14 protein-coding genes and 1 pseudogene are annotated in these 26,577 nt (G+C 65.6%); 4 read left to right on the plus strand and 11 right to left on the minus strand.

The features are described 5' to 3' along the window. Positions 1-149: 149 nt before the first annotated feature. Entirely contained in the window at positions 150-719 is a 570-nt protein-coding gene (locus tag ACEN9Q_RS20595; RefSeq protein WP_495625851.1) for a hypothetical protein, read from the minus strand. Positions 720-1,338: 619 nt separating this feature from the next. Between ACEN9Q_RS20595 and ACEN9Q_RS20600 the strand changes: the two genes are divergently transcribed. Further along, a complete protein-coding gene (locus ACEN9Q_RS20600) occupies positions 1,339-2,247 on the plus strand; it encodes a hypothetical protein (RefSeq protein ID WP_056446216.1) in 909 nt (302 codons plus the stop codon). Between the two features lie 145 nt (positions 2,248-2,392). Here ACEN9Q_RS20600 and ACEN9Q_RS20605 read toward each other — a convergent pair. From ACEN9Q_RS20605 to ACEN9Q_RS20615, 3 genes and pseudogenes are all read right to left on the minus strand, one after another. Further along, positions 2,393-3,176: pseudogene (locus ACEN9Q_RS20605) on the minus strand (DMT family transporter). Positions 3,177-3,231: 55 nt separating this feature from the next. After that, a complete protein-coding gene (locus tag ACEN9Q_RS20610) occupies positions 3,232-5,103 on the minus strand; it encodes a glucokinase (protein ID WP_495625852.1) in 1,872 nt (623 codons plus the stop codon). 119 nt (positions 5,104-5,222) lie between these two features. Further along, a complete protein-coding gene (locus tag ACEN9Q_RS20615) occupies positions 5,223-6,563 on the minus strand; it encodes an MFS transporter (protein WP_495625853.1) in 1,341 nt (446 codons plus the stop codon). A gap of 166 nt (positions 6,564-6,729) precedes the next feature. Between ACEN9Q_RS20615 and ACEN9Q_RS20620 the strand changes: the two genes are divergently transcribed. Together ACEN9Q_RS20620 and ACEN9Q_RS20625 are read left to right on the plus strand one after the other, a co-directional pair. Then, positions 6,730-8,856 carry a sensor histidine kinase gene (locus tag ACEN9Q_RS20620; RefSeq protein WP_495625854.1) on the plus strand — a complete coding sequence of 709 codons (2,127 nt, stop codon included), beginning with the start codon at positions 6,730-6,732 and terminating at the stop codon, positions 8,854-8,856. Further along, positions 8,853-9,452 (plus strand): response regulator transcription factor, encoded by a 600-nt coding sequence (locus tag ACEN9Q_RS20625; RefSeq protein WP_495625855.1) that lies wholly within the window; start codon positions 8,853-8,855, stop codon positions 9,450-9,452. Before ACEN9Q_RS20620 ends, ACEN9Q_RS20625 begins: the two co-directional genes overlap by 4 nt. Positions 9,453-9,527: 75 nt before the next feature. On the opposite strand, the gene ACEN9Q_RS20630 is transcribed toward ACEN9Q_RS20625, so the two are convergent. The 7 genes from ACEN9Q_RS20630 to ACEN9Q_RS20660 form a co-directional block, all read right to left on the minus strand. After that, the gene (locus ACEN9Q_RS20630; RefSeq protein WP_495625856.1) at positions 9,528-11,210 is read right to left on the minus strand and encodes an alpha-amylase family glycosyl hydrolase; all 1,683 of its coding nucleotides are present in this window, start codon (positions 11,208-11,210) and stop codon (positions 9,528-9,530) included. Between the two features lie 66 nt (positions 11,211-11,276). Further along, the gene (locus ACEN9Q_RS20635) at positions 11,277-12,917 is read right to left on the minus strand and encodes an alpha-D-glucose phosphate-specific phosphoglucomutase (RefSeq protein WP_495625857.1); all 1,641 of its coding nucleotides are present in this window, start codon (positions 12,915-12,917) and stop codon (positions 11,277-11,279) included. Positions 12,918-13,005: 88 nt separating this feature from the next. Next, complete coding sequence (locus ACEN9Q_RS20640) at positions 13,006-14,340, minus strand: MFS transporter (protein WP_495625858.1); 1,335 nt, start codon at positions 14,338-14,340, stop codon at positions 13,006-13,008. A gap of 166 nt (positions 14,341-14,506) precedes the next feature. Further along, positions 14,507-16,267, minus strand: coding sequence for a DEAD/DEAH box helicase (locus ACEN9Q_RS20645; protein ID WP_495625859.1), 1,761 nt, complete (start codon positions 16,265-16,267; stop codon positions 14,507-14,509). A 192-nt stretch (positions 16,268-16,459) separates the two neighbouring features. Continuing rightward, complete coding sequence (locus ACEN9Q_RS20650; protein WP_495625860.1) at positions 16,460-19,120, minus strand: TonB-dependent receptor; 2,661 nt, start codon at positions 19,118-19,120, stop codon at positions 16,460-16,462. Between the two features lie 313 nt (positions 19,121-19,433). After that, entirely contained in the window at positions 19,434-20,945 is a 1,512-nt protein-coding gene (locus tag ACEN9Q_RS20655) for a tryptophan halogenase family protein (protein WP_495625861.1), read from the minus strand. Between the two features lie 334 nt (positions 20,946-21,279). Continuing rightward, entirely contained in the window at positions 21,280-24,147 is a 2,868-nt protein-coding gene (locus ACEN9Q_RS20660) for a TonB-dependent receptor (protein WP_495625862.1), read from the minus strand. Positions 24,148-24,681: 534 nt separating this feature from the next. Here ACEN9Q_RS20660 and ACEN9Q_RS20665 point away from each other — a divergent pair. Further along, positions 24,682-26,577 (plus strand): glycoside hydrolase family 13 protein, encoded by a 1,896-nt coding sequence (locus ACEN9Q_RS20665; protein WP_495625863.1) that lies wholly within the window; start codon positions 24,682-24,684, stop codon positions 26,575-26,577.

Raw genomic sequence — 26,577 nt, forward strand, 5'->3', positions numbered from 1 at the left:
CTGAATACAGTTACGAGTGGAAGACCTATAGACGCGCTCCTATGCGCTAACTCGTTGTTGAGATGGTCAGTCCGCGGTCAAGGCTGTGTAAAAGTCCAACGGCGACGCCGCATTCTGTCGATGCGCCCGACATCGCTACGTCCGGCATATCACTTCACATGGGCATAAAACTTGACGTTTACTTTGCATGTGCGTTCGGAGTGGAACTCTACGCCATTGCCTTGTTCGTCGGTGACACCGGCATATGGTTCGCCACACCATGTGAAGTTGTAGTGCATTCCAGGCATTACCTTGCCATCGGTTGCGCGAACAAGCCGTGGCGTAGTCATATAGGGACCACTCCCGATCTTCTCGACAAAATATAACCGGTCCGGCGTGATAAAAAATGGGGCGCGCACATACACCGAGCGTCCTTGGGCATCAGTAACGCCTTCAAAGGATAGAACGGCTTTTCGAGTCTGCTGGGAACTCTCAGGTTCGGTATAGAGTTTCAACTTATAGGGTACGTTCGCGCGGATCTGACGGGTTTCCGGATTGCGCAATCGGAAATGGCAACCGAACGTCCCCTCCCCGATGGCAGTCGTTCCCGGTACCTGGTCTGCCTCGCAGGCGTACGATGATGCCGAAAGAACCGTATTCGAATGTTCGCCCGCAGGCCTGGATGCGCACCCCGCGACCAGAATGCTCAGGCCAAGATTTGCAATGATAAAACTGCGCAATTTTCTCCTCGCTTATCGATGGGCACACGCTGCCGCGCGCGCGTGCATTGAAGTAACGGGCTGCCCTTGCCGTGTGATGAGTTGTGCAGCCGCGGGGTCGGCTAAATGGGTAAATGGGTAAATCAGTCACGCTGATCTCATCAGCGGCAGTCCGGGTTGCCGAACCCGGCAGTTCGACTCAGCATAGCAGGTTGCAGGGCTGGAAAAATATCGAACTATCACAACCGACTGCTAACGACCCGAAACGAGCCGAACGAATGAGCTGATCTCATCTTTCCTTCTAATGTCGGAGCACCTTGACCGCTGCGCGTCGAAACCTGTGCCTTTGATCATCACTTGGTGCCGCGACAAAGTCCGTTACATCGACCCAGGCTTTTCAAGCAGAATCCAACCTGTTCCAGTTTCAGCGCCTGAAAATTCGTAAATAGCACCGTCAAAAGTTTCGCATATCTTCTTGATTTCTATGCCGTAAATTGCTCTGGTGATTGGTTTATGAATGCGCACGATTCATTTAATTGCCAGAAAATTACCATCGAGGCATGTGCGAAGCCAATGCCGTAAAACCAATCATGTTAGAATTAACTGGGTGTCATTTTAGCAACATAAAAGAGACCGACGCATGCTACAGAAACGCAAAACCTTGAAGCAGTACGCAGCACGACTCGATGATACGCCCTGGCTTACCGTGTCCCGTTATGCCTGGGGAGCATTCTCGGTGATCGCAATCGCGGCACTGGTCGCGCCCGCGGCCTGGCGCCCCACGGTCAAGATGCTGGGTCTGGCCATGCCGCTGCTCTTTTTTGCGGCCAAGGATGTAGCGCAGCTACCCCGAGTCCTTGTCCTGATGCGTGATTTGCGATGGCAGCGTGCAGGCGCCCTTCGATACGTTTCGGCCTGCTTCCCGCCTGCGCTGATAGGTCTTGCCCGCGTTGATCGTGAATTATGGAGAGGCTTTTTCGGGTGGGTGCGTCGTCAGCCAGCCGCGGCGCGTCCGGCCGGCGTTAAGCTGAGCGTCGACGAACGCAGCGCATATTCGACTGTCGTCGCATTGGGTTTACTCTCCACGCTTGTCGAGCTGCCCATCGATGCGGCGATCCTGCCTTTGCTCATCGCCGATCCAGTCGCGGTCAAAACCATCCACCTGGCGGCCGTCCTGTCCGCTGCATACGGTGTTGTCTGGCTCCTGGGCGACCGCTGGTTGGTTCGAAGCGGCTATCATGTTCTTACCGATACCCACCTTGATCTCCAGGTCGGCGCGCGGGCCAAAGCGCTTATTCCGCTTACAGCCATCGAAGACATCTCTCTTTTGCGGGAGTCGATGGACGAGTGGCGCGCCAAACGCTCGTTAGGTCATGCAGATACGGTCAACGTGACCCCATTCGACAAGCCGAATATCGTCTTGTGTCTTGCGCCGGAAGCCGGCTGCGTGATCACCCATCACGGCCTCGCCCGAAACGAAGCGCGCTATATCTTCCTTTACCTCGACCATCCGGGCAAATTGATTGCCGCGTTAGCCCCGATGCCTTGACCGGCCGGTTAATCCGGAACCGAAGACGCGATGTGCTCTTGCATTGGAGTCAGCATGATCGGATGGATGATGTGCGTGGCCGCGCTTGGATTGGCCTGATGGTAGCCGTCCCCAACGGCCCGATGCGCGGATCTTGCAGGAGGCCCTACCCCCGCCCGCGCGCCCGGTCCGTCAACACGAGCGCAATGCCGCCGAGGATCGCGACGACGGCCACCGCAAGCCGCGGCGTGAACGCCTCGTCCAGCCACAACGTCCCGCCGACGGCCGCGATCACGGGCACGGACAGCTGCACGCTCGCGGCCTGCAGCGCCGTCAGGCCGCGCAGCGCCGCGTACCAGATCACGTAGCCGAGCCCCGACGTCAGCGCGCCGGACGCGATGGCGAGCGCGATGCCGGCGGCGTCCGCATGGGCGCGCGCGGCGAACACGACACCCAGCAGCAACGCCAGCGGCAGTGCGCGCAAAAAATTGGACGCGGTGGCCGCGAGCGGGTCCGGCACGCCGCGCCCGCGCAGCGAATACGCGCCCCATGCGGCACCGGCAACGGCCATCAGCGCCGCTGGCCGGCAGCACGAGCACGACGAGGCCCGCGGCCGCCAGCGCCAATCCCATCCAGCCGGGCAGCGCGAACCGTTCGCCGCCCGCGAGGCCGACGGCGAACATCGTCAGCTGGACGGCGCCGAACAGGATCAGGGCGCCCGTCCCCGCCGGCAGCGTGAGGTAGGCAAACGAGAACGCGGCGACGTAGGCGAACAGCATGGCGGCGGCGCGCCAGTCGGCCTTTGCCGCGGGACGCGGCTTGACGCGCATCGCGCAGATCAGCACGAGCGCGCCGGCCGTCACGCGGACGGCGCCGAACGTCGCGGGATCGATGTGGCCATCGCGCAGCGCGACTCGGCACAGCAGCGAGTTCGCCGCGAATGCCGCCATTGCGAGCGCCGTCAGGACGATCGTGGCGGATGTCGCGCGCGCCACGATGGTCCGGTCAGATGTCGAGGTGGGAAATCAGCAGGCGGCGGCGTTCGCTGTCGCCGTCGCCTGCGGCTTCGCCGGCCGGGCCGAGCGAGATGCCGACGGCCATGATGTCGATGAGGAGCAGCTGCAGGATGCGCGAGATCATCGACAGGAACGTCGTGCTGTCCTCGCTGTGGTCGACGGCGAGGCACACGCTGGCCTTGCGCGCCAACGCCGATTTGCTGCTCGTGATCGCGATGACGTCGGCGCCGGCGGCGCGCGCCACGTCGACGGCGTCCAGCAGTTCCGGCAGCTGGCCCGTCGTCGAGATGGCGATGACGACGTCGCCGGGACCCAGCAGCTCGGCCGCCAGCGCGAACAGGTGCGAATCGCCGTACGACGACGTCGGGATGCGGAAGCGGAAGAATTTATGCTGGCCGTCCAGCGCCACGACGCGCGAATTGCCCATCGCGTAGAACTCGACGCGCTTGGCGCGGCGCAAAATGTCGATGGCGCGGTCGATCGAGTTCACGTCCAGCTGGTCGCGGAACCGCAGGATCGCGGACACCGTGTTGTCGATGACCTTCGCGGACAAGTCGTGGGTGCTGTCCGTCATGCGCACCTGGCTGTGGCGCACGGGGATCGTGCCCGTCAGGCTGCCGGCGAATTTCAGTTTGAAGTCGGCCAGGCCCGCGAAGCCGAGCGAGCGGCAGAAGCGGATCACGGTCGGCTGGCTGACGTCCGCCAGCTTCGCGATCTCGGCGATCGGCTCGGACAGCACCTTGCGCGGATGCTCGATCACGAGCTGCGCCACGCGCTGCTCGGCCGGCGACAATTCGGCGTGCAGGTGTTGCACGCGTTCCATCAGCGTGTTGGCGCCGCTGCGGTTGCGCAGGTGTTCCGACAGGATGCTCGAGACGCCGTACAGGGCCGGCGTCGGCATCATGATCACGTAGGTCGGGATCTGCGCCAGGTAGCTGGAAAAACGGCCCTTCGCTTCGAAGCGCGTGCGGAACGGCGACGTCTTGAACCACTCGGCCATGCGCGGCACGATGCCGCCGCCGATGAAGATGCCGCCGAACGCGCCCAGCGTGACGGCCAGGTTGGCGGCCGCGCCCCCCAGCATGCCGGCGAAGCATTCCAGCACCTCGAGGCACAGCGGATCGTTGTGTTCCAGCGCGCCGGCGACGATGGCGGCGGCGTCGCGCGCGGGCGCCTCGACGCCGTTGCGCAGCGCCAGCGCGCGGTAGATGATTTCCATGCCGGGGCCGGAGATGAGGCGCTCGTTCGACACGTGCTGCCATTCGCGCCAGGCGTATTGCAGGATCGCGAATTCGCGCTCGTCGGCCGGGGCGAAGTTGACGTGGCCGCCCTCGCTGCCGAGGGTGACGAAGCCGTCCACGGTCGGGATCACGCCCGACACGCCGAGGCCCGTGCCGGGACCGAGCACGCCCGACACGGCATTCGCGATCGGCTTGCCGCCGCCGATCTGCAGCAGGTCTTCCGGCTTGAAGCCCGGCAGCGCCATCGCCAGCGCGGTGAAGTCGTTCACGATCAGGAGCGTCGTCAGGCCGAGCGTGCGGCGCACTTCCTCGGTCGAGAACTGCCAGTCGCGGTTGGTCATGCGGATGAAATCGCCGCTGATCGGGTTCGCGAGCGCGAACGCCGCGTGGGTGATGCGGGCGCCGCCGCTCTGGGCCTGGGTCTGGGCCAGGTAGGCGTTCAGCAGCGGGGCGATGCCGGGGTAGTCGTCGCACAGCAGCACGGCCACGTTGCGCAGCACGCCCGGCGCGATCTCCAGGGCGAAACGCGCGTGGGTCGCGCCGATGTCGGCCAGCAGGCGCGGGCCGTCGGAGTAGGCGGCGCGGGTTGGCTTTTGTTCGGTATCGGGCTCAAGCTTCATGGTCGCACTTCTTGGGAATATCTTGTCTATTGCGCCAAGGATACCATTGATTGAAATGCACAAAGGGCGGTTTCGCGCGAAACCGCCCCTCGTGTGCCCTTCCTGTCGTACCGCCGCGATTATTGCCCGCGCGCCTCCGCATCGATCCTGGATTGGGCCCCGGTATCGCGCATGAAGCAGCAGACGATCAGCGTGCAGGCGACCACCGCCGTTGCGTACCAGTAAAAGCCGCTTTCCAGGTGGATCGACTTGAACCACAAGGCCAGGTACTCGGCCGTGCCGCCGAACACGGACACCGCGAACGCATACGGCACGCCGACGCCGGTGGCGCGGATCGTGGCCGGGAACAGCTCGGCCTTGACGAGGGCGTTGATCGACGTGTAGCCGGACACGATCATCCAGGCGCAGGCGATGAGGCCGAACGCCTCCCACGGACCGCTGGCGTTGCGGATCGCGCTCAGGAGGGGCACGGTGAACAGGGTGCCCAGCAGCGCGAAGCCCACGAGCAGCGGACGGCGGCCGATGCGGTCGGACAGCGCGCCGTACAGCGGCTGCAGGCACATGGCGAACAGCAGCGACGCGGCCGAGACGGCGGTGGCCTGCGAATCGGTCAGGCCGACGGACAGGCGCAGGAATTTCTGCATATACGTCGTGTAGACGTAGAAGGTCAGCGTGCCGCCCATCGTCAGGCCGACCACCAGCAGCACTTCACGCGGATGCTGGGCCAGCTGCCTCAGGCCGCCCATCGATTTCGCTTTTTTGCGCGCGGCCTCGAACGATTGCGTCTCCGGCAGGTCGTGGCGCATGCGCAGGGCCAGCAGCGCGAGGCAGGCGCCGACGAAGAACGGAATGCGCCAGCCCCACGCGCGCAGCTGCTCGGCGTCGAGCAGGAACTTCTGCAGCACGAGCAGCAGGATCAGCGCCAGCAACTGGCCGCCGATCAGCGTCACGTACTGGAAGCTGGTGTAGAAGCCGCGGTGCTTCGAGTCCGCCATCTCCGACAGGTAGGTCGCGCTGGCGCCGTATTCTCCGCCCAGGCTGAGGCCTTGCAACAGGCGCGCCAGCAGCAGGATGCAGGGCGACAGGATGCCGGCGGCGGCGTAGGTGGGCGCGCAGGCGATCAGCAGGGAGCCGAAACACATGAGCAGCACGGACGTCATGAGGGCCTTTTTGCGGCCCAGGCGGTCGCCGATGTGGCCGAACAGGACGCCGCCGATGGGACGCACGAAGAAGCCCAGCGCGAAGATGCCCGCCGTGGACATCATCTGCGCCGTCGGGTCCTGCTTGGGGAAGAACGAGCTGGCGAAATACAGCGCGAACGCCGAGTAGCAGTAGAAATCGAACCACTCGACGAGGTTGCCGGCCGAGCCGATGAAGATGGCCTTCAGGCGCTTGCCGGAGATGCGTTCGCCGGCGTCGGCATGCACCTCGGCGCTGGTCTTCGTTGTGACTGTGTTCATGGTTTGTCTCCTTATGATCGACGGGAGATCCGCATGGCACTCCCGTCTCTAGGTGTCCACTATCCCAGCCGGCCGGCGCGCGCACATCCGCAACTTCGGCGTACCCTTCTCCGTAAAATTACGGAGGCGGTTCATTTCCGCCCGGGTAGCTGCTATCGTTGTCCCCATGCGCACCCTGTTCACCCCTCGCACCTTTCGCCGCTTCCTCGTCGCCGCCGGCGCGCTGGCCGTCATCGCGGCGTCGGGCAACTGGGCCGAACGGCACGAGCTGCAGACCAAGACGGAAGGCCTGCGCCAGGCCGCGGCGGCGCACGTGCTGGGGCTGCGCGGACTGGTCGAACGGCACGACTTCCTGCCGCACGCGGCGGCCCGCCACCCCGACGTGCAGGACCTGCTGCGCGCCCCGCGCGACGCGGCGCTGCGGGCGCGCGTCGACGATTATTTTGCCGACCTGCAGGCGACGACCGGCGCCGCCGCGCTGTTCCTCGTCGACCGCGCGGGCCTGACGCTGGCCGCCAGCAACTGGAACCTGCCGTCCAGCTTCGTCGGCCAGTCCTATCGCCAGCGGCCCTACTTCGAGGATGCCGTGCAGGGCCGGCGCGGCCTGTTCTATGGCCTCGGCCTCACGACGGGGCAGTCCGGCCTGTTCATCGCGGAGCCCGTGCGGGCGGACGGCGCGATCCTCGGCGTGGTCGTCGTCAAGATCAGCCTGGAGCCGCTGCAGGCCACGTGGATGCGCGGCGCCGATCCGGTGGTGCTGCGCGACAGCCACGGCATCGTCTTCCTGAGCGCCGTGCCGGAATGGCTGTTCCACGGCATCCGGCCGGTGTCCGCCGCCGAGCTGCGGTGGGTCGCCGCGCACCGCCAGTACGGCAACCGCGACCGCTTTCCCGTGCTGCCCTGGACGATCGAGTCGCGCAGCGCCACGCCCGCCTTCGTGCTGCATACGAGCGTGCAGGGGCGGCGCACGAACCTGCTCGCGCTGGACACGCCGCTGCCGGAGCTGGGCTGGACCCTCACCGTCACGACGGACATGAAGGAAGTCGTGCAGGCGCGCCAGCTGGCGCTCATGCTGGCGGCGCTGGCTGTCGCGCTGCTGCTGCTCGGCGTGCTGTACTGGCGCCTGCGCGAAAAGCGCTTCATCGAACAGCGCACCGCCCGCATCGAGCTGGAACGGCGGGTCGAGGAACGCACCCGCGACCTGGAGGAAGCCCACGCGTTCCGCAAGGCGATGGAAGATTCGCTGCTCGTGGGCATGCGCGCGCGCGCCCCGGACGGCACGATCATCTACGTCAACCCGGCCCTGTGCGCGATGGTGGGCTACAGTGCGGACGAACTGCTCGGCCGCCGGCCGCCCTACCCGTACTGGCATCCGGACGACCTGGAAAAACAGGCGCGCGAAAGCGCCGATGCGCTGCAGGGACGCGCGGCGCCGCACGGCTTCGAATCGCGCATCCGGCACAAGGATGGCCACGACGTGATCACGATGGTCTACGCCGCGCCGCTCGTCGACGCGCAGGGCGTGCACCGCGGCTGGATGAGTTCCGTCGTCGACATCACCGCGCAGAAGCAGGCCGAGGCCCGCCAGCGCGACCAGGAAGTCCGCCTGCAGCGCAGCGCGCGCCTGGCGAGCGTCGGCGAGATGGCGTCCACCCTGGCGCACGAACTGAATCAGCCGTTGATGGCGCTGTCGAATTTCGCCGTGGCCGCACGCGCGCTCGCCGCGCAGTCGGCGCCGCCCGCCATGCTGGCCGGCGCGCTGGACGAGATCGTCGAACAGAGCAAGCGCGCCAGCGAGATCGTCAAGCGGGTACGCGCCTTCATCAATCCGCAGCGGGCCCAGTACGAAAGCCTGACGATCGCCAGCGTCGTCACGCACGCGGCGGCGCTCCTGACGCCGGAGCTGCGGCGCGACGGCATGGCGCTGCGCCTGGACCTCGACGACGACGGCGCCCGCGTGCGCGCCGACCGGGTCCTGCTCGAACAGGTGCTCGTCAACCTGATCCACAACGCGATGCACGCCATGCAGGACCGTCCGCGCGGCAGCATCGAGCTGGCCAGCCGGCTCGTGGACCAGGGCGTGCGCGTCAGCGTCATCGACGAGGGCCCGGGCATCCCGCCCGAACAGCTCGACCAGATCTTCGCCCCGTTCTTCACGACCCGCCCCGACGGCCTGGGGCTGGGCCTGAACATCTGCCGCACCATCGTCGAGGCCCACGGCGGCGCCATGACCGTCGACAACCGCGCCGGCGGCGGCGCCGCCTTTTCCTTCACGCTTCCCACCGTGCCATGAAAGACATCCCACTCACGCTGTATGTCGTCGACGACGACGAGGCCCTGCGCCGCTCGCTGCTCCTGCTGCTGTTTTCGCAGGGACTGGCCGTGCAGGCCTTCGAATCCGGAGAAGCGTTCCTGGAGGCGGTCGACATGCGCCAGCCGGGCTGCGTGATCCTCGACCTGCGCCTCGGCGGGATCAGCGGCCTGGCCGTGTTCGACCGCCTGCGCGCGGAACACAGTCCGCTCGTCACGCTGTTCCTGTCCGGCCACGGCGACATTCCGACCGCGCTCGAGGCGGTCCGCCAAGGCGCCTGGGACTGGGTGGAGAAGCCGGACACGCAGCACCTGCTCGACAAGCTGCCGGCCGCCATCGCCGAGGCGCGTTCCCGCGCGCAGGCGCTGCGCTCATGGGCGGAGCTGACGCCGCGCGAACGGGAAGTGGCGCGACTCGTCGGCATGGGGCAGCCGAACAAGGAGATCGCGCGGGTGCTCGTGCCGCCGTGCGGGCCACGGTCGGTCGAGACGCATCGCGCGAACATCTTCAGCAAGCTGCAGTGCGCCAACGATAACGAGTTGGGGCGGTGGCTGGCGGCGCATCCGTGGCTGGGGTAATGGGCGCGTGGGCACGTTTCGTTTGAGGCCCCCGGCCTCAAACGCCCACCCTACGGCCGGCTACGTATGCCGTGGTCAGTCCTGCGCAATCAGCGCGACCGGGGCGCGCGTATCGAACTGCACCTTGCCGCCCGAGACGACGGCCGTGCGGCCCGTGTACGCATCGCGCACCGTCTGGCCGTCGCCGAACACGCCGGCCACGGAGATCGGCACCGTGCGGTCCTGCGGCAGGTCGAGGGCGATGACGACGCGGTCGGCGACGCCATCCTTCTCGTACGTGCGCTTGAACGTGTACGGGCTGGACGCGATCATCCGGTGCACGCCCGCGCCCACGGCCGGATGCGCGTGGCGGAAGCGGATCAGGCGCGCCCAGTAGTCGCGCACCTCGGCCACGCCGTGCAGGCCGACGCGCGCATTGGTGTTCAGCTGGTCCCAGTTCATGAAGGAACGCAGGTTGGCGTCGCCCACCGCGCCGTCGATCTTCAGCACGCGCGCCGTCTCGTCGCCGTAGGTGACCTGCGCGGCGCCCGGCGTCAGCAGCAGCTTGTTCGCTTCCTCGAACGGGTGCTCGCGCATGGCCTCGAACGGATGGCCGTCGTCGTGCGAATCGATGTAGTTCAGCACCGAGGCGCCTTTCAGCGGCCCGTTCAGCAGGTTCGAATAGCTGGAGAACAGCGCCTCGTAACCCTGGCTCGCGTCGTGCGGCAGGGAGAAGTTGATCATGCTGTCGAAACCGTTGTCGAAATAGTCGACCTTCGTGCCGTCGTCGTATGCGAACGTGCGGCCGTTCTCGATCGCGTAGTTGAATGCCTCGGCCGTCATGTAGAACGGCTTGTTGCCGATCCTGTCGACGGCCTGCCTGCCGGCCGGCGTGCGCTTCCAGTCCTCGTACGCCTGGCTCGCGACCTTCTTGATGTCCTTCCACACGCCGGGTTCCGTGTGCTTGACGGTGTCGCCGCGGAAGCCGTCGAAGCCGTACTTGCGCACCCAGTCGGCGTGCCATTTCATCAGGTAGTAGCGCGGTGCGCGCGGGTAGCCCGTGCGCTTGAAGAAGTCGTCCAGCTCCTTCACTTCGCGGTCGTAGCGCCCTTCCTTCTTCCATTTCGCGACGAGGAAAGGCGGCAGGGCGACGTTCGCATTGCTGTCGGTGCGGAAGTCCGGCAGGTTCTTCACGAGCGTGCAGTCGACCGTGCCCTTGACGTCCTTGAAGGTACAGGCCGGCGCCGTGCGCACCCAGTCCGACGGCCACACGGTGTCCTCCGCGGTGACGGGACCGGTGTGGTTCATCACCACGTCGAGCAGCACGCGGATGCCGCGCGCGTGCGCCGCCTCGACCAGGTCGCGCACGTCCTTCCCGGTGCCGAGGTTGGCGTCGACGGCCGTGAAGTCGCGCGCCCAGTAGCCGTGGATGGCGTAGCTGACGCCCGTGCCTTCGTCCGTGGAGCCGTGGATCTGTTCCACCGGCGGCGAGATCCAGATCGCATCCACGCCCAGGTCCGTGAAATACCCGTCCTTGATCCTGGCCGTGACGCCGGCCAGGTCGCCGCCCATGAAACCGCGCGCGACCGCCGCATCGTTCTTGCGGCCGTACGCATGGTCGTTCGTCGGATCGCCGTTGTTGAAGCGGTCGATCACGAGGAAGTAGACGGTCGCGTTATCCCAGGTGAACGGCTTGCCCTTGACCGGCGACAGGTCGGGCGCGGCGGACGCGGCGCCGAAGGCGAGCATCAGGGAGGCGGCGAGAACGGGGAGTTTCATGCGGGGTCCTGTTTAAGTAGTTAAAGAACGTCGTTCCCGCGCAGGCGGGGACGACGGTGGGGTGAGTCACGTGATCACGCTCGGCTGCTCCCGGCCCGTGCGCGCCTTGAGTGCCGACACCTGCTCGGCGATGGCGATCAGCGGCGCCAGCGCGTCCTGGGTGTCGAGGTTGTGGCGGGCCGGGTCGGCTTCGTAGCGTTCCAGGTACAGGCGCACGGTCGCGCCCTCGGTGCCGGTGCCGGACAGGCGCAGCACGATGCGCGAGCCGTCCGCCATGACGATGCGCACGCCCTGGCGCGTGGCGACGGAACCGTCAACCGGGTCGGTGTAGGTGAAATCGTCGGCCAGCTGCACGCGGTAGCCGCCCAACGTCTGGCCGGCCAGGCCGGCGAGCTTGCCGCGCAGCGCGTCCATCATCGCGTTGGCGGCCGCGGCGTCGACGGCTTCGTAGTCGTGGCGCGAATAGTAATTGCGGCCGAAGCGGGACCAGTGGTCCTGCACGATCTCGTTGACCGATTTGCCGCTGGCCGCGATCAGGTTCAGCCAGAACAGCACGGCCCACACGCCATCCTTCTCGCGGATGTGCGCCGAGCCGGTGCCGTAGCTCTCTTCGCCGCACAGCGTCGCGAGGCCGGCGTCGAGCAGGTTGCCGAAGTACTTCCAGCCGGTCGGGGTCTCGAAGCACGACACGCCCAGCGCGGCCGCCACGCGGTCGGCGGCCTGCGACGTCGGCATGGAGCGCGCGATGCCCTTGATGCCGTCGCGGTAGCCCGGCGCGGCGGCCGCATTGGCCGCGATGATGGCGAGGCTGTCCGACGGCGACACGGCCAGCTTGCGGCCGACGATCATGTTGCGGTCGCCGTCGCCGTCCGACGCGGCGCCGAAGTCCGGCGCGTCCGGGCCGTCCATCAGCGCGATCAGTTCGGCCGCGTTGACGGGGTTCGGGTCCGGGTGGTGGCCGCCGAAATCCTCCAGCGGTTCGGCATTGACGACGGTGCCGGCGGGCGCGCCCAGCATGCCTTCGATGATGGCCTTCGCATACGGGCCGGACACGGCGTGCATGCCGTCGAAACGCATCGTGAAGCCGCGCGCGAACAGGGCGCGGATGGCGTCGAAGTCGAACAGCCCGGCCATCAGCTCGGCGTAGTCGGACACGGAATCGATCACCTCGACTTCCATGTCCTCGATGCGGATGCTGCCGATGTTGTCCAGGTCGACGGGGCCGGCGTCGCTGATGCGGTACGAGGCCAGGGTCTTCGTGTGTTCGTAGATCGCCTCGGTGATCTTTTCCGGCGCCGGGCCGCCGTTGTCGATGTTGTACTTGATGCCGAAGTCGCCGCTTGGCCCGCCCGGGTTATGGCTGGCGGAGAGGACGATGCCGCCCAGCGCCCCGCGCTTGCGGATCACGCAGCTGACGGCCGGCGTCGACAGGATGCCGCCGCGGCCGACGAGCACGCGGCCCACGCCGTGGGCGGCGGCCATGCGCAGGATGGTCTGGATGGCGGCGCGGTTGAAATAACGGCCGTCGCCGCCGAGCACCAGGGTGCGGCCCTGCACGTCACCCAGCTCGCCCAGCGTCAGGAAGATGGCCTCGACGAAGTTTTCCAGGTAGCCGCTCTGCTGGAACTCCGTCACCTTCTTGCGCAGGCCGGACGTGCCGGGGCGTTGCCCGGCGAACGGGGTCGTCGCAATCGTCTGAATCGTCATGTGTTGCTCCTGTCCATGTCGTGCTCCTGTCGGGAGCTGTTGTCAAACCCGTAAGGATACGACACTCGCAGGGGGCATGGCGCAGCGCTTACCGGCCGGCGCGTTCCGTCCGGTCGGTCACGAACAGCGCCAGCACGGCCGCGATGACCATCGACGCGCCGCCCAGCACCAGCGTGAACACCGCGTGGTTGCCGAACAGGTGCTTCGTGAACCAGCCGAGCACCAGACCGCTGACGACCTGCGGAATGACGACGAAGAAGTTAAACAGGCCCATGTAATAGCCCATGCGGTTGGCCGGCAGCGCAGCGGCCAGGATCGCGTACGGCATCGTCAGCACGCTGGCCCAGGCCAGGCCGACGCCGATCATCGGCAGCATCAGCGCATACTTGTCGTGGATGAAGAACATGCTCGCCAGCGACAGGCCGCCGATCGCGAGGCACACGGCGTGGCAGGCCTTGCGGCTGGTGGCGCGCGCCAGCACGGGGAGCACGAAGGCGGCCAGCGCGGACACGCCGTTGTACATGGCGAACATCACGCCGACCCAGTTGCCCGCTTCCTGGTAGCCGGCCGACAGCGGATCGGTCGTGCCGTAGACGTTGTCGGAAATCGCGGCGCCCGTGTAGATCCACAGCGCGAACAGCGCGACCCACGTGAAGAACTGGACGAACGCCAGCTGCACCATCGTCTTCGGCATGTGGGCGAAACCGCCGATGATCTCGCGCAGCGCCACGCCGAAGTTGCGCGAATGCTTGCGCTGGGCCTGGAAGCGGTCGAGGTCCGCCGGCGGCAGCTCGGTCGAACTGAACACCGTCCACGTCACGGCCAGGATGAACGCGGCGCCGCCGACGTAGAACGCGTAGCGCACCGAATCCGGCACCGCGCCGCCCACCGGCACGTTGGACACGCCCAGGTAGTTCGTGAAGATGATCGGCAACAGCGACGCGATCACGGCGCCGCAGCCGATGAGGAAGGTCTGCATCGCGAAGCCGGCCGTCTGCTGCGACGTATCGAGCTTGTCGCCGACGAAGGCGCGGAACGGTTCCATCGACACGTTGATGGATGCATCCATCAGCCACAGCACGGCGACGGCCATCCACACGGTCATGGAATTCGGCATCAGGAACAGCGCGGTGGCGGCGAGGACGGCGCCGAGGAAGAAGAACGGACGGCGGCGGCCCCAGGTCGGGTGCCACGTGTTATCGCTGAGGTAACCGATCACCGGTTGCACGAGCAGGCCCGTGACGGGCGCGGCGAGCCAGCACAGGGCCAGGTCGTCCATCGAGGTGCCGAGCGTGGCGAAGATCCGGCTGGTATTCACGTTTTGCAGCGCAAAGCCGAACTGGATGCCGAAGAAGCCGAAGCTCATGTTCCACAGCTGCCAGAACGACAGCCGCGGCTTGAGCGTGTGAGTTTGCATTTCCATCTATGTCCCCTAACGCGCCTGGACTCGTGCCAGGCTGCCACATGTAGCAAAGTAACATGTGGTTTTATGGGTGTCAATGAAGATCACCCAGTGGGAAGCAATGAAATGTAGTCAAACAACACGCGGGGTGGGCACGGCGTACCCGCCCCGCGGCGAGACGATCCGATCAGCCCTTGCGGGGCTTCTTGTCGGCGAACTTGCGCTTTGCCGGCTTCTGCGCCGGCGGCTCCTGGCCGTCGCGCGTGATGCCCAGCTGCTGGCCCGCCACCCACACCTTCTTCAGGTGGTCGATCAGGTCCTGCGGCAGGTCGGCCGGCATGTCGAGCGTGCTGAAATTGTCGTAGATCTCGATGCGGCCGATCTCCTTCGACGGCACGCCGCCTTCGTTGGCGATCGCGCCCACGATGTTGCCTGGCTTGACGCCGTGGAAGTGGCCGACTTCGATACGGTAGGTCGCCATGCCCGGCTCCGGCGCGCGTTCCACCCGCTCCTTCTTGAAGCCTTCGCGGGCGGCGCGCGGCGCACGCTCGTCGCCGAAGCTTTCACGGGCCGGGCGCGCGGGACGCTCGTCGCGCTCGCGGAATTCCGGCTTCGGCTCGCGGTCCGGTTTTTCGAGCAGCAGCGGCTCGTCGCCGCGGTACAGCTTGGCCAGCGCGGCCGCGATGTCGATGGCCGGCACGTTCTGTTCGCGCTCGTAGTCTTCGATGAGGGAACGGAACACGTCCAGGCCGCCCGCGGCCAGGGTCTGGCCGATCTGCTCCTTGAAGCGGGTGATGCGCACCTCGTTGACGGCCTTGATGGTCGGCAGCGACAGTTGCGCCACCGGCTGGCGCGTGGCGCGCTCGATCGCCTTCAGCAGGCCGCGTTCGCGCGGCGTGATGAACAGGATCGCGTCGCCGCTGCGGCCCGCGCGGCCCGTGCGGCCGATGCGGTGCGTGTAGCTTTCCGGGTCGGACGGCACGTCGTAGTTGATCACGTGGCTGATGCGCTCCACGTCCAGGCCGCGCGCGGCCACGTCGGTGGCGACGAGGATGTCGATCTTGCCGTTCTTGAGCTGCTCGATCGTGCGCTCGCGCTGTTGCTGGGCCATGTCGCCGTTGATGGCGGCGGCCGCGAAGCCGCGCGCCTGCAGCTTGGCCGCCAGTTCCTCGGTGCCCAGCTTCGTGCGCGCGAACACGATCATGCCGTCGAACGGCTCGGCTTCGAGGATGCGCGTGAGCGCGTCGAGCTTCTGCATGCCCGCGACGAGCCAGTAGCGCTGCGTGATGTTGGTGGCCGTCGTGGTCTTGGCGGCGACCGTCACTTCGGTCGGCTCGCGCAGGTAGGTCTTGGCGATGCGCTTGATCTGCTGCGGCATCGTGGCCGAGAACAGCGCCGTCTGGCGTCCCTCGGGCGTCTCCTGCAGGATGCGCTCGACGTCGTCGATGAAGCCCATGCGCAGCATTTCGTCGGCTTCGTCCAGTACGAGGGTCTTCAGCTGCGAGATGTCGAGCGAGCCCTTGTCGAGGTGGTCGATGACGCGGCCGGGCGTGCCGACGACGACCTGCACGCCGCGGCGCAGCGCCGACAGTTGCGGGCCGTAGCTCTGGCCGCCGTAGATCGGCAGCACGTGGAAGTTCTTGAGGTGCGAGGCATAGCTCTGGAAGGCTTCGGCCACCTGGATCGCCAGCTCGCGCGTGGGCGCGAGCACGAGGGCCTGCACGGCCGGGTTCTTGACGTCGATGCGCGCCAGGACCGGCAGCGCGAAGGCGGCCGTCTTGCCGGTGCCCGTCTGCGCCTGCCCCAGTATGTCGCGGCCTTCCATCAGGAGGGGGATGGTGGCCGCCTGGATCGGCGACGGCGTCTCGTAGCCGACCTCCTTCAGTGCCTTGAGGATGGGTGCCGGGATGTCGAGGTCGGCGAACGTCTGGAGCGGGGTGTCATGCATGGAGGGAATCTTCAAAAATCGTAAGCAAACCTCCAGTTTACTCCTTTAGGCGCCAAGGTTCAGGATTATTTGCGTGCAGCGCAAACGTAGGGTGGGCACACCGTGCCCACGCGCAACGCCGACGATACTCAGGCGCTACGCGTGGGCACAGGGGTGCCCACCCAACGGACGTTCGGAGCGAACCGAGCGCGATTACAGCTTGTAGTTAAAGCCGAGCAGCATCTGGCGGCCGTACTTCGTGTAGCCGCGCGGACGGTCCGACGAACCCGAATAGGTCTGGAACGCCGTGTCGGTCAGGTTGTTCACCTGGAACAGCACGGACAGGCCCTTGACCTGCTTGAAGTCGTAGCCGAGCTGCAGGTCGACGACGCGGTCCGGCTTGGTGAACGTCAGCTCGGTGGCGCCGCCGATGCCGCCGATCTCGGCCACGTAGTCGCTGCGGTAACGCTGGCTGACGCGGGCCGAGAAGCCGTTGTTCTCGTAGTACGCCGTCACGTTGAACACGCGCTTCGACAGGCCCGGCAGCGGGATGCTCATGTCGCCGAAGCTCTGGTTCTTGACCGAGATCTCGCTGGTCGTGAACGCCGCGTTGGCCGTGATGCCGAAGCCGTCCAGCACCGGGGTGAACATGTCCAGCGGCACCGAAGCGGCCAGTTCCAGGCCTTCCAGCTTGCCGCCCTTGCCGTTCTGCGGCTGGGTCATCGTACCGATGTCGCTGGTCGCGCCCTGCAGGTGGTATTCGGAGAAGTCGCGCGGGCCCGTGACGGTATAGATGTAGGACTTCAGGTCTTTATAGAAGCCCGCCGCCTGCACGTAGCCCTTGTTGCCGAAATATTTTTCCCACGACAGGTCGACCGCGTTCGCGCGCCACGGATCGAGCTGGGCATTGCCGCCGTTGCCGTAAGGCGTACCGGTGCTCTGGTGCGTCAGGCCGACTTCACGCGATGCGTTCAGCTCGTCCAGGCGCGGGCGGGCCAGCGTCTTGTTGGCGCCGAAGCGGATGATCTGCTGGTCCGGCAGGCTCCAGATCAGGTTGACGCTCGGCAGGTAGTCGTTGTACTTCTTGCCGTCGGTGAGCGGCACCAGGTCGGCGAACGGCCAGGCGCGCAGCGTCTGGGCGGTCGAGCTCTGGTCGGTGTGCACGGCCTGGATGCCGATGTTGCCGCGCAGCGGCATCGACATCAGTTCGGTGTCGATGTTCAGCTTGGCGTAGCCGGTCTGGACCTTCTCGGTGATGTTCCAGTTCTTGGTGGCGCCCCACGGCACCAGCACGGCCGGCGTGTACGGACCGAAGTTCTGCGACAGCACAGCCGGGATATCCCAGCTCAGCGTATCCGGCAGCGCGTACAGCGACTGCGCGCCGTTGACCGCGCCGGCGGCGATGGCGCCCGTGCCCAGCTTGGTGAAGCCGGTCTCGAGGTGGCGCTTTTCCTTGTCGCGCTTGGACGCGTTGAAGCCCACTTCGACGCTGTTGAACAGCTTGCTGTCGAAACGGTATTCGGCGCTCAGGCGGAACGAGTTCAGCTTGTCCTTCAGGTGCGGTGCGTTGACGTAGCCGTCGCCGTACTGGCCGCCGATGGCCAGCTGCGCCGGGTCGTTGTACACGCCGGTCAGGCCGATGTTCGGGATGGTGCCGTTCGCGTAGTCGAACGTCATCGTCTGGCGCGCCGCGAGGCCGGTGTTGATCTCGTCGAGCTCTTCCTTGTGGTCGGCCTGCGAGTGGCTCAGGTCCGCGACGAAGGTCCAGTCGCCCGCGATGAACTTGTTGTTCCAGCCGTAGGCCGTCAGCACGTCGTTCTGGTGATAGTGGTTGTTGCGCACCACCGGGTTGACGTTGTTGGCGGTGCCGGCCGTCATGACGCCGTTGCCGTTGATCGAGCCCGGCGTGAACGAGACGTTGTTGTCGTCGGTCAGCTGGACTTCCATGCCGCGGCGGTCTTCATCCAGCTTGAAGCGCGAGTGATACGCGTCGAGGGTGGACGTGAATTCGCGGCTCGGGTGCCATTCCACGACGGCCATCAGGCCGTCGCGCACCTGGTTGCCGGTCTGCGCCAGCGACTTGATGCCTTTCGGGACCTTGACGGTCTTGCCCGGCACGGACGAGGTGTTGTCGACCCAGTCCCAGGTCTCGAACTGGCGCGACTCGTTCGGCTTGTCGGCGCGTGCGTAGCCGACCGCCACACCCAGCGTGCGATGGAGGAACTGGTCGACGTAGGACGCGCTGATGCGGCTGCCCGTGTCCTTGCTGCCTGCGCTGACCTTGCCCTGGCTGTTCTTTTCGCCGCGCACGTTCAGCGTGACGACGCGCTCGCGCAGCGACAGCGGCTTGATCGTCTGCAGATTGACGGTTCCCGACAGGCCCTGGCCGACCAGGGACGCGTCCGACGTCTTATACACGGTGACGGCGTTGATCAGCTCGGACGGATACTGGTCGTACTCGACCGTGCGGTTCGCGCTGGTGCTGACTTGCTCGCGGCCGTTCAGCAGCGCGGTCGACAGGTCGCCCGACGTGCCGCGGATGCTGATCTGCTGCGCCTGGCCGTTGACGCGCTGCGCCGACAGGCCCGGCAGGCGGGCCAGCGATTCGGCGATGCTGATGTCCGGCAGCTTGCCGATGTCCTCGGCGGAAATCGTCTCGACGATGCTGGTCGAGTCGCGCTTGACGGCGATCGCGTCCTCGATGCTGCGACGGATGCCCGTCACGGTGACGGTCGTGACCGGCGCCGCCTGGACGCCGTCGGCACCCTGCGTCTGCGCGGACGCCTGGGCGCCCGCGAGCGCCAGGAATATGGCGCAACCCACCGCGACCGGGCTCAGTTGGAATACGGGCTGGCCGCCCTTCGAAATCTTCATGTGTCCCCTCGACGTAATCAATATGCAGTTTGCTTATCAGAGGAACGTCAGCCTTTTGCCGAAGCAGGCGCCGGCCACGGGCTTGAACGTTCGGAACCGATTCTGTATTAAAACTAGATTACGTGTCAACGAAACATGAGTTTTACTAAAGATATTGTGGTTTTCGCCCACGAATTGCTCACAAAATAGGCATATCGTGCGTAGTCTGAGTAAATACCTATCTTGCGAAGATGTAGTTCGAGTACAAACAGAGGAATGAAAACGGTTACAAAGAAGCGGGCGCCGCCCGGCCGCGCCACCCGCCACCCAGACCTTACATCCCGGGCGCCTTGCAATACCCGGCAATGAACTCCGCGTGGCCGGGCATGAAGTCCACGCATTTGCCGATCACGTCCGCCACGCTGTCCATGTATTCTTGTATCCCCTCTTCCGATTGCACATCGACCAGCGGGTGGTAAGCCTGGGGATGGATGTTCTGGCCGATCAGCACCTGGCGCCAGCCGACCTCCGTGAACAGCTCGTTGTCGACGCGGCGCAGGCGGCCGTGCGTGCGGTACAGGTCGATCTTTTCGCGCAGCGTGGCCGGGATCTCCATGTGCGCGCAGGCGCGCCAGAACGCGGCGTCGTCGCGCTGGTTGGCGTAGTAGTGCAGGATGATGAAGTCGCGGGTGCGCTCGTAATGGAAGCGCGACAGGCGGTTGAACGCGTCCACGTCCGGCTGGCTGAAGCCCTGGTCCGGGAAATAATCGAGCAGGCGCTGGATCGCATCCTGGATCATGTGGATGCTCGTCGATTCGATCGGCTCCAGGAAACCGCTCGACAGGCCGATCGCCACCACGTTCTTGTCCCACGCCTTCTTGCGCATGCCCGTCGTGAAGCGGATCGGACGCGGATCCGCGAGCGGCTTGCCGTCCAGGTTCGCCAGCAGCACGGCCGCGGCCTCGTCGTCGCTGATGAAGCGGCTGCAGTACACGTGGCCGTTGCCGATGCGGTTCTGCAGCGGGATGCGCCACTGCCAACCCGACTTGTGCGCGGTGGCGCGCGTGTACGGCGTCATCTCCGGCACGGATTCGCACGGGACGGCCAGCGCGCGGTCGCACGGCAGCCAGTGCGTCCAGTCCTCGTAGCCGGCCTGCAGGGTCTGCTCGATCAGCAGGCCGCGGAAGCCCGAGCAGTCGATGAACAGGTCGCCCTCGATCCGGTCGCCGTTTTCCATCACGACGGCGTCCACGTGGCCGTCGCCGGCGCGCTGCGTCGCGCGCACGATCTTGCCTTCGATGCGCTCGACGCCGCGGCTTTCCGACAGCTTGCGCAGGTGGCGCGCGTACAGGCCGGCGTCGAAGTGGTAGGCGTAGGTGATCTCGGCCAGCGGCGAATTGCCCAGGTCCGTGCGCGGCAGCATGAACTTGTTGGCGCGCGCGGCCGCGCGCGTGATCGAATAATCGGCCAGGTCGCGCGCGCGGCCCAGGCCGTGCATCTTGTGCCAGTACTGCTCGAAGCCGACCATCCACAGGTCCTGGCCCAGGCGCCCGAAGCCGTGCATGTAGCGGTCGCCCAGGCGGCCCCAGTTCACGAACTCGACGCCGAGCTTGAAGGTGCCGTTGGTGGCCTTCAAAAACTCGGCCTCTTCGATGCCGGCGACGGTATTGAAGCGCTGGATCATCGGGATCGTGGCCTCGCCCACGCCGACGATGCCGATTTCGTCGGACTCGACGAGGCGGATGCGGTAGCGGCCGCGCAGCGCGGTGGCCAGGGCGGTGGCGGTCATCCAGCCGGCGGTGCCGCCGCCGACGATGACGATGGTGTTCAGGTGAGGTACTTGCATGCTCGGTCTCGCCGCTTTACAGGTCATTCATGAAAAAACACCCCTGCGGACCAGGGCCGGCAGGGGTGCTCCATTAAACTGTCGACATTGACAGGATACCGTAGGGTGGGCGGCCTCCGCCCACGCGTGACGTTTGCGTTGTGCCGGCGTCACGCGTGACGTTTGCGTTGTGCCGGCGTCACGCGTGACGTTTGCGTTGTGCCGGCGTCACGCGTGACGTTTGCGTTGTGCCGGCGTCACGCGTGACGTTTGCGTTGTGCCGGCGTCACGCGTGACGTTTCCGTTGTGCCGGCGTCACGCGTGGGCACGGGGTGCCCACCCTACGATAATGCGCTTAGAACTTGTAGCTCGCGCCCAGGCTGTAGGTACGGCCGAACGTGATCTTCTCGGCGATTTCGCTCGGGTCCGCCGCGTAGCGGACGAACGGCGAGTTCGTGAAGTTGTTCACGGCTGCCGTCAGCGACAGGCCCTTCAGCATGGTGTGGTCGCCGAACTCGTAGGTCAGCTGGCCGTCGACCGTCGTGTTGCCACGGATGAAGGTGAGCTGGTTGTTGTCCTGGAAGTCGCTGATCTCGCCCAGGAAGTCGCTGCGGTGCTTGGCCGCGACCGACGCACGGAAACCGTTCGCTTCGTAGTACAGGCGCAGGTTGGTCACCTGGCGCGACAGGCCCGGCAGCGGGATGGTCGACACGCCGCCCGTGTCGATCACGGTCAGGCCCGTGGTCAGCAGGTTCACCGAGCTCAGGGTGCTCGAGTGGTTGACCTCGACACCGAAGCCGTTCAGGTACTTGGTCAGCATGGCGAACGGCAGCGACGCCGTCAGCTCGATACCCTTGATGTTGCCGCCCGTACCGTTGACCGGGGTGTTCAGGATACCGACCGTGGAGCCGGCGAACGGACCCGATGCCGGCAGCGGGGTCTTGGCGGACAGCAGGCCGGTCGTGGCGAAGTCGACGCTCTTCGGCACGGTCAGCACGTACGTGTCGAGCTTCTTGTAGAAGCCGGCGACGGCGACGTAGCCCTTGGCACCGTTGACCGTGAAGTATTTTTCCCACGACACGTCCAGCGCCTTGGCACGGAACGGTTCCAGGTTCGGGTTACCCGCGCTGCCCGACAGGATCGGACCGTCGTGGTACGTGTTGTTCAGGCTCACGCCGCCGCCCGGACGCAGGTCGCTCATCTTGGTGCGCGACAGCGTCTTGCCCAGGCCCAGGCGCAGCATCTGGTCGTGCGGCAGTTCGAAGCCCAGGTTCAGGCTCGGCAGGAAGTCGTTGTACGAATGGTGACCTTGCACGACATAGGCCGGGCAAGCCTGGCCGGCGACGCCGGCGCACTTGCTCGTGTCGACGACGGTACCGGTCGAGCTCTGGTTCGTGTGGATGTACTGGCCGCCGATGTTGCCGCGGTAGGACAGGCCGAACAGTTCGCCCTCCAGGTTACCCATCAGGTAGCCAGTCGAGACCTTTTCCGAGACGTCCCAGTTCTTGTCCGTCTGGATCGGCTGGTCGACTTTCGGCAGCAGCTGGTAGATCGAGCCGAGCGAACCGAGCGGGTTCCAGGCGACGACCGGGATGCCCGACTGCGGCGTCACGACGACGTCCGTGCCCGGCACCGGTGCCGAACCGTACGGACCGGTACCGACGACCAGGTTGCCTTCGTTCTGGTCGCGGTTCTTGCTGCGGTTGGTGCGGTTGAAGCCGAATTCGACGGACGTCAGCGGACCGAGTTCGAGGTCGTGCTTGGCGGACAGGCGGCCCGACTTGATGTCGTCCGTGGTCACGCCGACGGCGACATAGCCCGCCTGCGGGTTGCCGGTCAGGCCACCGCCCCAGCCCGCGTGGTCGGTCAGGACGACCTGGCCGCGGTCGGCGTAGTTGAGCGACGTCGTGTAGACCGGGCTCAGGTTGTCCTTGCCGGTGAAGCCGGTCCAGGAAATCGTGGACAGGTTGGCGGCGTCGCCCGGCTGGCCGGCCGTCGTTTCGTAGCGGCTCGAATCGTGCTTGACCTTGGAGCCGGACAGGTCGCCCGTCACGGTCCAGCCTTCGTGGCGCAGGCGGCTGTTGATGCCCCAGGAATTCAGGGTGTCGATCACGGCCTCGATGTGGTTGCGCACGTCGCCCTTGAAGTTCGAGCAGGTGCCGGACACGGCCACGCCGTCGACGATGGTCGCGTTGGTCAGCACACCGTTCGGGTCGTACGAACCGGTGCTGCCGCAGACCGAACCTTCGAGGCCGGTCTTCTTGGTGTTGTCGGTGTTCTTCGAGTGGAACAGGTCGATGGTGGTCAGGAAATCCTTGTTCGGACGGAACTGCAGGATACCCATCACGCCCTTGTTCGTCTGCGGGTCGCGCTGGACGTCCGTCTTGAAGCCGTTCGGCACGGCCACGTTCTGGCCGTTGTACGTGGCCGAACCCGGCGAACCGCCCCAGCCGTCGGCCTGGAACTGCTCGGCGCCGGTGTCGTTGAACTTGACCGCGCCCAGGGCCACGCCGATCGTGCGGTTGGCGAACTGGTCGATGTAGGTCAGGGTGCTGCGGTAGCCGGTGCCGGTCCCGAGACCTTCGTTGTGCTCGCCGAAGCGCATGGTTTTGTAGCCGACGGCGACGGTGCGCTTGGCGAAGTCCAGCGGCATCACGGTGCGCTGGTCGATCGTCGACGCGATGCCCTGGCCCATCAGGCTGGCGTCCGGCGACTTATAAATGGTGATGGTGCCCAGCATTTCGGCCGGGTACAGGTCGAACTTGACGCCGCGACTGTCGCCGGCCGACGCCTGCTCGCGGCCGTTCAGCAGCGTACCGTTGAAGTCCGGCGACAGGCCGCGGACGGAAATCGCGGACGCGCGGCCCGACGACTTGTCGCGCTGCGCCGTCACGCCCGGCAGGCGCGAGATCGACTCGGCCACGGTGGCATCCGGCAGCTTGCCGATGTCTTCCGCCGAGATCGCCTCGACGATGGAATTCGAATTCTTCTTGATCGAGATCGCCGCTTCGATGCCGCGGCGGATACCGGTCACGGTCACCTGGCTGATCGGGTTGCCGTTGGCGTCCGTCGTCTGCACGGCTTGCGTGACGGTGGAATCCTGCGCGTACACATTGGTGCCGAGCGCCGACAAGAACACGGCGCAACCGGCGGCTACCGGGCTCAGCTTGAATACAAGGGCGCCGTTGATATTACGCGCGTGCTTGCCATTAAAAATCTTCATTTGTCCCCTCAAATCATCAGATCTCATTGTTTTCCCGAGGACGACGCGTGAGCCCGCACACGGGAGCCAGAAGCAAACGTTACTTGGACGTTCTGTCAAGGATTCTGTATTAAAACTAGATCCAGTGTCAACGCAACTTGCTTTCAATTACGGGAATGTAGGAGTTTTACGCCGTTTTGGCTTAAAAACGACTTTTCTCGTTGTATGCGAGCTACAAACGATACGTACACGTGATGTAGTCGCGCTACAAATTGATTTCTTTGCACCAATATGGTCGTCAAATGCACATTTTCTGTGCAAATCAACGTAGTAGCTTTACCGAATGTGGGGATTTGCCAACATTTGATCTTGCACATCCTTGGGAAACCGGTGTAGCAAAACTAGAGAATAGAGATGTGTCCTGCGTTGCTGGGCTCAATCGTCTGTAGTATTCTCCAAGCAATAATGTAATAAGCTCATTACCTTTGAGCAATTATTCGGTCAAATCGATGTAGTTGCGCTACGTCGACAGACGCCGCCCGCCCTGGAGACCCCATGTCCGTCCCTGCCCGCTCCCGCATGCACACCGTTCTCGCCAGCCTTTTGCTCGGCGCCGCCCTGCTCACCTTTCCTGCCGCTGCATTGGCCGCCACCTTGGCCGCCGCATCGGCCACGACGCCGGCCGCCATCGACCACATGGATCCGCCCTTCTGGTGGACGGGCATGCACGACCGGCGCCTGCAACTGATGGTGCACGGCGCCGCCATCGCCGACCTGGAACCGGCCCTCGCCTATCCCGGCGTGCGCATCGCGGCGGTCACCCGCGTGGCCAACCGCAACTACCTGTTCATCGACCTGGACATCGCGCCCGACGCGCAGCCGGGCGACGTCGCCATCGAATTCAGGGCGCCGGCGGGCGGCGCGGCGCGGTCCACCCGCTACACCTATCGCCTGCTGGCGCGCGCGCCGGGGTCGAGCGAACGGCAGGGATTCAATACGGCCGACGCGATCTACCAGCTCATGCCGGACCGCTTCGCCAACGGCGACACGCGCAACGACAGCGTGCCGGGCCTCGCCGATAAGCTCGACCGCGCGCTGGGCCACGGCCGCCACGGCGGCGACATCCAGGGCATCATCGACCACCTCGACTACATCGCCGGCATGGGCTTCACGCAGCTGTGGCCGACGCCGCTCGTGGAAAACGACATGCCGGCCGCGTCCTACCACGGCTACGCCGCCACGGATCATTACAAGATCGACCCGCGCTTCGGCAGCAACGAGGATTACGTGCGCCTGTCGCGCGCGGCAAAGCAGCACGGCGTCGGCCTGATCCAGGACGTGGTGCTGTCGCACATCGGCCTGGATCACTGGTGGATGAAGGACTTGCCGACGCCGGACTGGATCAACCACGACGGCAAATTCGTGCCGACGATGCACCACCGCACCGCCGTGCAGGACCCGTACGCATCGAAGGAGGACGCCAGCAATTTCACGACCGGCTGGTTCAGTCCCGGCATGCCGGACCTGAACCAGACCAACCCGTTCGTCGCCAATTACCTCATCCAGAACAACATCTGGTGGATCGAGTACGCGGGCCTGTCCGGCCTGCGCATCGACACGTTCGGCTATTCGGACGGCGCCTTCCTCGCGCAATACACGCACCGCCTGCTGGCCGAATATCCGCACCTGAACATGGTGGGTGAGGAATGGAGCAAGCTGCCGCCCGTCGTCGCGCACTGGCAGCGCGCCCCGACCTCCATGCCCAGCCTGATGGACTTCCCGCTGACGGAAGCGATGCGCACGGCGCTGGCCGACAAGGACAACCGCAACACGTTCAACGACGTGTACGAGACCCTGTCGCTGGACTATCTCTATCCGAACGCCTCGAACCTCGTGCTGTTCGAAGGGAACCACGACATGGCCCGCCTGTACAGCGTCGTCGGCGAAGACCTCGCGCGCTGGAAGATGGACCTCGCGTTCGTGATGACGATGCCGCGCATCCCGCATTTCTATACCGGCGACGAACTCCTCATGACGAGCACCACCGACCGGCGCGACGACAGCAGCTACCGCCGCGACTTCCCCGGCGGCTGGGCCGGCGACAAGGTCAACGCGTTCACGGGCGCGGGTCTCACGCCGCGCCAGCGCGAGGCGCAGGACTTCGTGAAGAAGCTCGTCAACTGGCGCAAGAGCGCGGACGTCGTCCACCACGGGAAGCTGATGCAGTACGGGCCCGAAAACAATACCTGGGTCTACTTCCGCTACGATGCGCATCACAAGGTCATGGTCGCGTTCAACGCCAACGACAAGGAAACCGCGCTGCCGGTCGCGCGCTTCCACGAAATGCTGTCGGGCGTCGCGGGCGGGACCGACGTGCTCACGGGCCGGCGCTTCGACCTCGCCAGGGAAATCCGGCTGCCGGCGAAATCGGTCGTCATCCTCGACATCTAA

The organism is Massilia sp. Masssp93 (genome assembly GCF_059491295.1).